Raw genomic sequence first — 11,524 nt, 5'->3', positions numbered from 1 at the left:
GTTAAGTGGATGCCATTGATGATGTTGACTGCATTATCAATGGCATTTTTCATGGCATGGCGCCGATTCTGAATCGACGATGTAGCAAATACCATGTGATCATACCGGCGGATGCCATGGTATCGACAACCGGGTGCATTGCAGCGCTCGCGCTGATACCATTGATGTCCGCTTTCGGCCAATTGCAGACGCTCAAGTTTAAGGTGATGGCGATGAAATTTCGGCAGTACGACGTGGTTAAATTGAAGAAACTGTTGGCGCCAACGGTTAACAGCTATGACGAATTTAATTCGCGAAGACCTTTGGTGGGCGATGTGGCGACGATTATTGAAGTCTATGAGGAGCCGCCTGGCTACGAATTGGAATGTAGCGACCAGAATGGAAATACGGTGTGGCTAATAGCGTTCCGACCGGAAGATATTGAGCTGGAACTAGTTCCCTGACCCAGTCCGCCAGCGGCCAAAAGCCGACCTTATCCAAATCAGGTTTCTAATGAAATTAGACCAAATAACTCGCTACCTCGTTGAGGCCGCTCTGCTGGACTGTGATGGTTCGCCCAACACCTGACAGCGAACATGATAGTGATCTCTTCGAACCAACGCAGAATGAATTGGGCTATTTCCCATTAGCACAGGTGAGTATCTATGAATAAAGAAGTCATGCATTCGGACTATGACGCGGATCCCGAAATGGTGGAGACCGAAAAGGAGTTATCTGATTATCTTTCGAATATTGCGGAAGACATTGGATGGATTGTTATTCATTTCAATTCTTTAGAGGATGTCATTGCGCAACTTTTGCGAGAAATGATGCTGAGAGACGCATATCAGGACGAACGCTTAGATGTTTTTTTGACGGAAATGGGTTATCAACAGAAAGCACGTGCGCTGATTCATTTGTATGGACAAACAGAGGCGCATGGCGCCTGCCGGTTACCGAATGGTGAATTGGTTCAACTTGAAAAAGCAATGGGCCTCGCTGCATCGATTCGAAACGGATACGCTCATGCTGACTGGATTGGATTACGTGAAGGAGCGTACATCAAGGTTAAGACTCGTTCGAGTCGAAGCGGCATAGTTCATCGGTTTAGGCGCATCGATAAAAAGACTGCGAGACTTGATCTAGAATTTATCATTTCGCTGCGTGATCGCTTAGAGGCGGTCCATTATCTTATTGAGAATCAAATCTATAACCGAGAGGACTCACTTTCGGCTGATGGACACATGCTACCTGAACTTAAGATTCCATCAACAAGTGAATCAAATGAAGTGAGATTGGATGTCCAAAACGCCTTGCTTGCCCTAGGATATCCACTTGATGAAGTGGCAAAGGTTGTGCAGCAACTGCCTAGTTCGATAGAACTCAGAAATGGTATCAAAGATGCCCTGAAAATCCTAGCATCGGACAAATAAGCGATTTTCTCGAAGGTCCGAGATGGGGCGCAAGCTGTCAGTCGAAAAGCGTTGTGCGTCGGGTGTCGCGATCTATGCAGCTTCCAGGTTTTGTACTAGCTCAGACCTCATCTGACAGTTTGGACTTACCGGACTTTCGTGGAGCGGCCGCGCCCGATTTCACTCTGTACAGCTAATGGGTGTACGGTCTGGACGACATAAGTTAGCGAAAGCCATTGATACCCGATCTGAGCCATAAAATCGATTACTCTGTCATAAAAACAGTTATAAATCGCGACTTTTTAATGAAAATGACTATAGCAGAGTGCTTTGGACTGGCTGGTGTGAACCTTCTGTTAAATCAAGTTAAGCATACGTAGAGTCTCCAATGCATACAGTTGGATGTGTTCTGTAATGTTGAGCTTGCAATTACAGTAGCTTGAATGACTTATTGAAGCAGATTATTGAAACTTATTTTTGCCTGCACCACGAACTTACGCCTGCTTGACCCGCAGCGCTGGCTTCTGACTAAAGTTGCATTCCATAATGTGTTGGTTTAGTCAGAACCTGTGGCTGTGGTATGATTCGCGGTTCGGCTGATTTATTCTTAAATCAGGCAAAATAATTTCATATGGTATTCATCATGGTATTCCAATCAAAGGTTTGCAAACCCGCGCCAATATTGGGTCTTTGCATGCCATTTACGATTGAATGGAAATAAGACGTGACATATAGCGTCAAAGAGATATTTTATACACTGCAGGGAGAAGGCAATCATGCTGGGCGCCCTGCGGTTTTTTGCCGTTTTTCAGGCTGTAATCTGTGGTCGGGCCGGGAAGAGGATCGCAGCTCTGCGGTTTGTCAGTTTTGCGATACCGATTTTGTCGGTACTGATGGCGTTGGCGGTGGCAAGTTTAAATCTGCACAGGAGCTGGCGCAGACGATTAATGCCTTGTGGCCGTTGTCTTATCCGGATAGTAAATACGTGGTCTTCACCGGCGGTGAACCCTTATTGCAACTGGATACGGAACTGATCGCTGCCATGCATGCGGTCGGCTTTGAAATCGCAATTGAAACCAATGGCACCTTGCCTGTGCCTGAAGGCGTGGACTGGGTCTGCGTCAGTCCGAAAATGGGCTCGGCTTTACAGGTCAGGCGCGGCAATGAAATCAAGGTGGTGATCCCGCAACTGGGTCAGGATATGGCAACATATGCAAATCTTGATTTTGAACATTACTTCGTGCAAGCCATGGATGGCCCGCTGCGGGACGATAATCTGCGTCTCGCAATCGAGTTTTGCAAAGCGAATCCGCAATGGAAGCTGAGCTTGCAAACCCATAAACTTCTACAAATTCCTTAAGCTTTTCATGTTAACGATTACCCGAAAAATGGAATTCGATGCCGGTCATCGTATTCCGGATCACAGCAGCCAGTGTCGTAATTTGCACGGTCACCGCTATACCCTGCAAATCACCCTGACTGGCGATGTGGTGCAGCAGGATGGTGAATCCGATAATGGCATGATTATGGATTTTGGCGATATCAAGGCGCTTGCCAATGAGCACCTGGTCAATTTGTGGGATCACTCTTTCATCGTCTACGAGAAAGACTACATCATCCGCAATTTCCTGGAAAAACTGCCGGGACATAAAACGGTAGTGATAGATCGTGTACCGACAGTGGAGAATTTGGCTAAGATCGCCTTCGATATTCTGAAGGATGTTTACCATGATCGTTTTGGCCGTACCCTGGAACTGAAAAAAGTCACACTCTACGAAACGCCTAACTGCTGGGCAGAAATCGACGGCTGATGAAAGCGGAATTGCTGACTGCTGAGGAGCAGGCGCACAGAGACGAGAGTTTCATGCGCCTGGCGCTGGCGCAGGCCAAGCTGGCCTGGGAGCAGGGTGAAGTCCCGGTCGGTGCAGTGTTGGTCAAAGACGGGCAGGTCATCGCTGCGGGCTACAATCGGCCCATCGTTGATCATGATCCCAGTGCTCATGCTGAAATGATGGCGTTGCGTGCAGCAGCAGCCTTGCTGCAAAACTACCGCATGCCCGGTTGCGAGCTGTATGTCACGCTGGAGCCTTGTGTGATGTGCGCCGGTGCCATGATGCACGCGCGGATAGCGCGTGTGATTTTCGGTGCCAGTGACTACAAAACCGGCGTCGCCGGTTCTGTGCTGAATATTTTTGATGCGCCTAAACTTAATCATCACACCCTGCTGACGCGCGGTGTATTGGCTGAAGAGTGCGCGACGCTGTTACAGGATTTTTTCCGTAGTCGGCGTTTAGCCGCAGCGCAGAAAAAGCAGCTTGCCAAAAGCGAGAGTCAGGTATCGCCGGACGCTTCGTAGTCACTGTTTTTTTGTTCACAGGCATTGCCCAGAAAACTATTAATCAGTTAATCTAGCCACTGTTTATTTTTTTGCAGGTGTCTTGTGAATTCAAGCTCAGCGCTCAGCACTACTCCTAAGCACATTGCCGTTGTTGCTCCCAGCGGCGCGCCTCAAGATGAGGCTGCGGTCAAATTAGGACTGGCCCGTTTGCAAGAACAGGGCTTCATCGTTCATTCCTACTACGATCCCGAACAGAAATATCAGCGCTTTGGTGGCAGGGATGCGCAGCGCGTCGCGCAAATTCATGCGGCTGCCAGTGATCCTGACGTGAATATTGTGCTGGCACTGCGCGGCAGTTATGGTTTGTCACGTTTGTTGCCCGCAATCGATTTTGAGTTGCTCGCGCAAAGCGGTAAATTATTTGTTGGCTATAGTGACTTCACGCTGGTGCATCAGGGCTTGTTGCAGCGTGGCCGCTGCAGCCTGGCAGGCCCCATGCTGTGTGATGATTACACGCGTGAGCAGCAGTCAGTCTATACGCTAGACCAGTTTATTCACTGTATTTCCTCAGACCGTCATCGCGTCGAATTTGACACTGCTTACAGCGGCGATTTACAAGTGTCAGGTAAGCTGTGGGGTGGCAATCTGGCCATGCTTACGCACACGGCCGGTACACCGTACTGGCACCATGAGCCAGGCGGTATATTGTTCCTCGAAGATATCGGTGAACATCCGTATCGCATAGAACGTATGCTGCTGCAATTGCATTATGCGGGAGCTTTAGCGAATCAAAAGGCGATCGTGCTCGGGCATTTTTCGGCTTACAAGCTGGCGCCGCATGACAATGGCTATGATATGGACGCAATGCTTGACTATCTGCGCAGTATCATCACAGTACCTGTGGTAACTGGCTTGCCTTTTGGGCACACACCTATGCGTGCCAGCTTGATGGTCGGCAGTCAGGCGGAAATCAGGGTTGCGCAGCAGAGGGCGACACTGGCGATGCAATGGTGATCCGATAATGTAGTCAGATGGATAGTTGTCTTCAATAGCAGACATAAAAAGAGAAGCCACCGTGACGGTGGCTTTCTCTTTTGGTGTTGACTGTATCGGTACTGACTCAGCGTAGCTTTTTGTTTGAATCAGTATGTTTGCTAAGGTTTAGTCACCGGCGTAGATATCATTGTCTTTGGTTTCACGGATGAACAGCGAACCAATCACAAATGTTGCCAGCGCGATGATGATCGGATACCACAGGCCGTAGTAAATATCGCCTTTGAATGCTACCAGCGCGAATGCTGTGGTTGGCAACAGACCGCCGAACCAGCCATTACCGATGTGGTAAGGCAGGGACATGGAGGTATAGCGGATACGGGTAGGGAACATCTCAACCAGCATTGCTGCAATCGGGCCATACACCATGGTGACATACAACACCAGAATCACGAGCAAGACCAGCACCATCGGTTTGTCGATTGCCTTAGGATCCGCCTTGGCAGGATAGCCCGCTGCTTTGATCGCTTCACTGAGTTCTTTGGAGAAGGCTTTATCTTTGGCTGCTGCTTCTTCTTTTGGCAAACCGGTAGACGCATACGAAGTGATGACTTTGTCGCCAACTTTGACTGTCGCCACTGTGCCGGCCGGTGCAACTTCATTGGCATAGTTGACTGATGCTGCAGCCAGTTTTGCTTTTACGATGTCGCAGGAAGAGGTGAATTTCTTGGTGCCGGTTGGGTTGAACTGGAACTGGCAGTCAGCTGGATCTGCGCTCACTACCACCGGAGAGTTTTTCAACGCCGCTTCCAGTGCCGGATTTGCATAGTGAGTCAAGGCATTGAAAATTGGGAAGTAAGTCACTGCAGCGATCAGGCAGCCAGCCAGGATAATCGGTTTGCGACCAATTTTATCGGACAGGGAGCCGAATACGATAAAGAATGGTGTGCCGATAACCAGCGAAGCCGCGATCAGCAGGTTCGCTGTGGCGCCGTCAACCTTCAGTGTTTGCTGCAGGAAGAACAGGGCATAGAACTGACCGGTGTACCAGACGACAGCTTGACCTGCAGTCAGACCAACCAGCGCCAGGATCACAATTTTCAGGTTTTTCCATTGGCCGAAGGATTCGGTCAGCGGGGCTTTGGAGGTTTTGCCTTCTGCTTTCATTTTCGCGAATGCAGGGGATTCGTTCATGGACAAACGTATCCATACCGAAATCGCCAGCAGGAAAACAGAGACCAGGAAAGGAACGCGCCAGCCCCAGATATTGAACTCTTCTTCACCGATTGCAGTACGTGTGCCCAAAATTACCATCAGTGACAGGAACAGACCCAAGGTCGCTGTGGTTTGAATCCACGCAGTGTAGGCACCACGCTTGTTGTAGGGTGCATGCTCAGCCACGTACGTTGCGGCACCACCGTATTCACCACCCAGTGCCAGACCTTGCAGGATGCGCAGTGACACCAGAATGATGGGAGCGACGACACCCCAGGCTTCATAATTTGGCAATAAACCAACACAGAAAGTCGAGCCACCCATAATCAGGATGGTGACCAGGAAGGTGTATTTACGACCTATCATGTCGCCCAGCCGACCAAATACCAGTGCGCCGAAAGGGCGTACGATAAAGCCCGCTGCAAACGCCAGCAAAGCAAAAATAAACGCAGTATTCGGATCTGCGCCTGCAAAGAATTGTTTGGCGATGATGGCTGCTAACGAGCCGTACAGATAAAAGTCATACCATTCAAAGACGGTACCGAGTGAGGACGCAAAAATGACTTTGCGTTCTTCAGCTGTCATGCCGCCTGACGTTGCAATAGGTGCTGTCGCCATGCTTGTCTCCTGTTTTATGTATTAAAGTAGTTGGGCAATGCAATCTGCTGGACTAAGAGCGATGGCCAGCCTGATCTTTTTTGCACAGCCTGAGTGTGCGAGGGAAACCTTACGGCATGCTTTCTTGAAACTTACAGAAACTTACATAAAGGCAATTATGTCGGTTTTTTTGTTAAAAAAAGACACGCTGAAGAGAAATTTCTAATTATCGAACGGTCGTGCTTAAATATGCTATTCTGCTGTGCATTGTTTGATTTATTTTGAAGCAAGTCAGCCTGAATCGTGTCAGACTTGCTATTAGAAATACCGTTTGAACCATACCAATAACAGGAGACCTCCTATGTCAGACGCAGTCATCGTTTCTACCGCCCGTACCGGTTTAGCTAAGTCCTGGAAAGGCGCGTTCAATATGACCCATGGTGCGACCATGGGTGGTCATGTGTTGCAGGCCGCTATCCAACGCGCCGGAATTGAGGCGGCAGAGGTTGAAGATGTCATGATGGGGTGCGCCACACCGGAAGGCGCAACTGGCAGTAATGTCGCGCGCCAGATTTCGCTGCGTGCTGGTTGTCCGGTCACGACTGCCGGTGTCACGATTAACCGTTTCTGTTCTTCGGGCTTACAAACGATAGCCATGGCGGCGCAACGCATTATCGCTGGTGAAGGCGATATTTTTGCGGCAGGCGGCGTGGAGTCTATTTCCTGTGTGCAAAACGAAGCGAATAAGCACATGATTGCTGAGCCCTGGCTTAAGGCGCATAAACCGGAAGTGTACTGGCCTATGCTGCAGACCGCTGAAATGGTCGCCAAACGTTATCAGATTTCGCGCGAACGTCAGGATGAATATGGCGTGCAAAGTCAGCTGCGTGCCGCAGCGGCGCAGGCGGCTGGCTTGTTTGATGCTGAAATTGTCCCTATGACCACCACCATGGGCGTGGCGGATAAGGCATCCGGCATGTTGCTGACACGTGAAGTCACCATTGCTACCGACGAAGGAATCCGGGCAGATACCACACTCGAAGGCGTATCAAAAATCCGTACCGCCTTACCCGGTGGTGTGATCACAGCGGGCAATGCGAGTCAGTTCTCGGATGGTGCTTCAGTCGCGATAGTGATGCGCTCGGAAGTGGCTGAAGCTAAAGGCTTGCAACCACTGGGTATTTTCAGAGGTTTTTCGGTGGCGGGTTGCGAACCCGATGAAATGGGCATAGGCCCGGTATTTGCGATCCCTAAGCTCTTGAAGAAAGCAGGTTTGCGCGTAGAAGATATCGGTCTGTGGGAATTGAACGAGGCCTTCGCCGTCCAGGTTTTGTATTGCGCTGACAAACTGGGTATTCCTATGGACAGGCTGAACGTGAATGGCGGTTCGATCGCAGTCGGCCATCCGTATGGCGTATCGGGTGCACGTCTGACGGGTCATGCGCTGATAGAAGGCAAGCGCCGTGGCGTGAAATACGTGGTAGTGACCATGTGCATAGGCGGTGGCCAAGGGGCGGCAGGCTTGTTTGAAGTTGTCTGATCTTGAATGGCGTGTTGATTTCTAGTGAGTGACTTATGCAATCTAAACTTGTATCCCGCCGTGATCTGGATTTCTTATTGTTTGAGTGGCTGCAGGTAGAACAGCTGCAAGAGCGCCCGCGATATGCGGATCACAGCCGGGAAACCTTCAGTGCCGCACTCGATACCTGTGAGCAGATCGCCAGTGATTTATTCGCGACGCATAATAAGAAAGCGGACGAGAATGAACCGGTGTTTGACGGTAGTTCGGTAAGCATGATTCCAGAGGTTGGACAAGCGCTGCAGGCTTTCCGTCATGCAGGTTTGTTTGCTGCAGGCCAGGATTATGAATATGGCGGGATGCAGTTACCCTGCGTCGTTGAAAAGGCGGGATTTGCCTATTTTAAAGCGGCCAATGTGGGAACCGCCGCCTATCCGTTTCTGACCATAGGTAATGCCAATACCTTGCTGCGTTGCGGTACACCTGAGCAAATAGAGCGCTACGTCAAACCCATGCTGGAAGGCCGTTTTTTTGGCACCATGTGCCTGTCCGAGCCGCAGGCGGGCTCCAGTCTGTCGGATATCACGTGCAAGGCTATCCCGCAGGAGGATGGTACGTACCGCCTGAGTGGCAATAAGATGTGGATTTCCGGCGGCGAGCACGAGCTGGCCGACAATATCATTCATCTGGTGCTGGCAAAAGTGCCCGACCAGCACGGTAAGCTGATACCTGGCGTGAAAGGGATCTCGCTGTTTATCGTGCCTAAATTTCTGGTGCAGGACGATGGCAGCCTGGGTGAACGAAATGATGTGGTACTGGCTGGCCTCAATCATAAAATGGGTTACCGCGGCACCACCAACTGCCTGCTGAATTTCGGTGAAGGTAAATTCCAACCGCAGGCGCAGGCAGGTGCAATTGGCTATCTGGTTGGCAATCTGCATCAGGGCCTGGCTAATATGTTCCACATGATGAACGAGGCACGTATCGGTGTCGGGCTGGGTGCAGTGATGCTGGGTTATACCGGCTATCTGCATGCACTGGAGTATGCGCGTCAGCGCCCTCAGGGCAGGGCGCCACTGGACAAAGATCCTTCCAGTAAACAAATTCCCATCATTGAACATACCGATGTGAAGCGCATGCTGCTGGCACAGAAAAGTTATGTTGAAGGTGGCCTGGCGCTGAATCTGTATTGCGCCAGACTGGTCGACGAAGAGCGCACCGCGCCCGATGCTGCGTCACGTACGCATGCCAGTCTGCTGCTCGATATCCTGACGCCGATTGCGAAATCCTGGCCATCACAGTGGTGCCTGGAGGCGAATAATCTGGCGATACAGGTACACGGTGGTTACGGCTATACGCGTGAATACCATGTTGAACAGTTTTACCGCGATAACCGGCTCAATCCCATCCATGAAGGCACCCATGGCATACAGGGGCTGGATTTATTGGGGCGCAAGGTCATCATGCAAAATGGCGCGGCACTGGAAGCACTGGGCGAACTGATGCATAAAACCCTGTTGATGGCAGCCAATACTGAACCTTTAATCGCTTATGGTAAGTCGCTGGCCAGAGTGTTGCAAAGGCTGGCACAGGTGACGCAGCAACTGCATGCCCAGTCCGATAAAAATCTGACGCTGGCGAATGCCTCTTTGTATCTGGAGGTATTTGGACATGCGGTGGTTTCCTGGATCTGGCTGGAGCAGGCTTTATGTGCGCTTCAACAAAAGCTCGCCCATGACGCCGATTTTTACGCTGGTAAATTGCAGGCCTGTCGCTATTTCTTTCACTGGGAATTACCCAAAGTTCATCCACAACTGGACATCCTGGCGCAACTGGACCGCACCAGTCTCGATATGCAGGACAGCTGGTTCTGAGACCAGACCTGTTTGCATAAGTGACTCACACATAAATCAATTTTCAGATTCGGGCACGGCAGGCTGGCGCTGAATAGCGCTGGCTGCTGCCTTGAACTTAACATAACGGAGATGCAATGACGGCACGCAGCGTACAACAATTGATGAATTTGCAGGGAAAAACAGCACTGGTCACTGGCGGCTCACGCGGACTGGGATTGCAAATGGCTGAAGCATTGGGTGAACAGGGTGCCCGCGTGATATTGTCGGCCCGTAAGCAGGATGAACTGGATCAGGCCGTTGCGCATCTGCGCGCGCGTGGCATTGCAGCCAGTGCGATTGCTGCCGATCTGGCGCAGGAAGCCGCTGTGCTGCAACTGGCGGAACAGGCCTTGGCGCAGGCCGGACAGATCGACATTCTGGTCAACAATGCCGGTGCGACCTGGGGTGCGCCGGCGCAGGATTATCCGCTGGAAGCCTGGGATAAGGTGATGGATCTGAATGTGCGTAGTATCTTTCTGCTGTCCCAGATCATCGGCAAACGCAGCATGATACCGCGTCAGACTGGCCGCATCATCAATGTCGCCTCCATCGCAGGCTTGGCTGGAAATGCGCCCGGCACGATGCAGACGATCGCATACAACACCTCGAAAGCAGCAGTGATTAATTTTACCCGCACGCTCGCCGGCGAATGGGGACAATACGGTGTTACGGTCAACGCGATCGCACCTGGTTTCTTCCCGTCCAAAATGACGAAAGGCATACTCGAACATCTGGGGGAAAAGAACTTGTCGCGCATGGCACCTTTGCAGCGCATCGGTGACGACGAAGACTTAAAGGGAATCACGGTATTATTCGCCTCCGATGCAGGCAAGCACATTACTGGTCAGACCGTGGCTGTGGATGGTGGCGTATCTGCAGTGGCTTGAGACAGGTTCTGTATAGTCATGGACTTGTTTTCACATTGTTTCCGAGTTTTTTAAGACTGAGGCTGCTGCGGCAGCCAGTCTGTTTATTGATGAATCCATGAAAGAATTATCCATTTCCGACGCTGCCGCGTCAGCTACGCCTAAGCCGGGCGCTGAGCTTGTACAACCGACTGCTGAACTCAATCCCTTTCTGCATGATCTGGGTGTAGAGTTTTTGCAGATGGCGAACGGGCAGGCCAGCATTGCACTTGATCTGGAAACCCGCCATATGAATAGCTGGATGATCACCCATGGTGGCGTACTGATGACCATGCTGGATGTGGTCATGGCGATGGCAGGACGCTCACTGCATGAAGATCTGAAGGGAGTGGTGACGGTAGAGATGAAAACCAGCTTTCTGCAACCTGGCGGCGTTGCGGGTGGCCGTATTGAGGCACGCGGCAAGGCTTTTCATCAATCCACCACCATGTGCTTTTGTGAAGCTGAAATTTGGCATGGTGAGCGCCTGATTGCGAAGGCGATGGGCACATTCAAATATCTGCGCCGTCTGAAGTCCGGAGAAAACATGAAAAAGCTGTGTGGCAGCGATTAAGCCGCAGCGAATTTGTATTAATCCGGGATGGAGACCCGTATCCGGCCGGACGTATCGACCCGGAAGCGACACGCTTCCATCCTGAACGAAAGGAATA

General features: G+C 51.0%; 11 protein-coding genes. 10 read left to right on the top strand and 1 reads right to left on the bottom strand.

The genetic code is table 11. The features are described from left to right. Window positions 1-5: 5 nt before the first annotated feature. The 6 genes from H8K47_RS18635 to H8K47_RS18630 all read left to right on the top strand — a co-directional run bounded on the left by H8K47_RS18635 (window position 6) and on the right by H8K47_RS18630 (window position 4,743). A complete protein-coding gene (locus H8K47_RS18635) occupies window positions 6-443 on the top strand; it encodes a DUF4926 domain-containing protein (protein WP_212681327.1) in 438 nt (145 codons plus the stop codon). A 201-nt stretch (window positions 444-644) separates the two neighbouring features. After that, window positions 645-1,412, top strand: a complete 768-nt coding sequence (locus H8K47_RS08855) for a Holliday junction ATP-dependent DNA helicase RuvA (protein ID WP_186881042.1) — start codon at window positions 645-647, stop codon at window positions 1,410-1,412. 703 nt (window positions 1,413-2,115) lie between these two features. Beyond that, the gene (gene queE, locus H8K47_RS08850) at window positions 2,116-2,751 is read left to right on the top strand and encodes a 7-carboxy-7-deazaguanine synthase (RefSeq protein ID WP_186881041.1); all 636 of its coding nucleotides are present in this window, start codon (window positions 2,116-2,118) and stop codon (window positions 2,749-2,751) included. Between the two features lie 7 nt (window positions 2,752-2,758). Then, window positions 2,759-3,202: a 6-carboxytetrahydropterin synthase QueD gene (gene queD / locus H8K47_RS08845; protein WP_186881040.1), complete on the top strand. Its 444-nt coding sequence runs from the start codon at window positions 2,759-2,761 to the stop codon at window positions 3,200-3,202. After that, window positions 3,202-3,747, top strand: a complete 546-nt coding sequence (gene tadA / locus H8K47_RS08840) for a tRNA adenosine(34) deaminase TadA (protein WP_186881039.1) — start codon at window positions 3,202-3,204, stop codon at window positions 3,745-3,747. The genes queD and tadA overlap by 1 nt, the downstream gene beginning before the upstream one ends. A gap of 84 nt (window positions 3,748-3,831) precedes the next feature. Further along, entirely contained in the window at window positions 3,832-4,743 is a 912-nt protein-coding gene (locus tag H8K47_RS18630; protein WP_186881038.1) for an LD-carboxypeptidase, read from the top strand. 147 nt (window positions 4,744-4,890) lie between these two features. On the opposite strand, the gene H8K47_RS08830 is transcribed toward H8K47_RS18630, so the two are convergent. Further along, a complete protein-coding gene (locus tag H8K47_RS08830; protein ID WP_186881037.1) occupies window positions 4,891-6,555 on the bottom strand; it encodes an MFS transporter in 1,665 nt (554 codons plus the stop codon). Between the two features lie 340 nt (window positions 6,556-6,895). Here H8K47_RS08830 and H8K47_RS08825 point away from each other — a divergent pair, with 340 nt between their 5' ends. The 4 genes from H8K47_RS08825 to H8K47_RS08810 all read left to right on the top strand — a co-directional run bounded on the left by H8K47_RS08825 (window position 6,896) and on the right by H8K47_RS08810 (window position 11,427). After that, complete coding sequence (locus tag H8K47_RS08825; protein WP_186881036.1) at window positions 6,896-8,074, top strand: acetyl-CoA C-acyltransferase; 1,179 nt, start codon at window positions 6,896-6,898, stop codon at window positions 8,072-8,074. A 35-nt stretch (window positions 8,075-8,109) separates the two neighbouring features. Next, on the top strand, window positions 8,110-9,927 hold the full coding sequence (locus H8K47_RS08820) for an acyl-CoA dehydrogenase (protein WP_186881035.1): 1,818 nt from the start codon (window positions 8,110-8,112) through the stop codon (window positions 9,925-9,927). Between the two features lie 116 nt (window positions 9,928-10,043). Continuing rightward, a complete protein-coding gene (locus H8K47_RS08815; RefSeq protein WP_186881034.1) occupies window positions 10,044-10,835 on the top strand; it encodes an SDR family oxidoreductase in 792 nt (263 codons plus the stop codon). A 97-nt stretch (window positions 10,836-10,932) separates the two neighbouring features. Then, window positions 10,933-11,427, top strand: coding sequence for a PaaI family thioesterase (locus H8K47_RS08810; protein WP_186881033.1), 495 nt, complete (start codon window positions 10,933-10,935; stop codon window positions 11,425-11,427). Window positions 11,428-11,524 lie beyond the last annotated feature (97 nt).

Source organism: Cognatundibacterium rugosum (assembly GCF_014284365.1).
GTDB lineage: Bacteria > Pseudomonadota > Gammaproteobacteria > Burkholderiales > Burkholderiaceae_D > Undibacterium > Undibacterium rugosum.
Note: the sequence above shows the minus strand (reverse complement) of the source record. Positions and strands in the feature narration are given on the sequence as shown.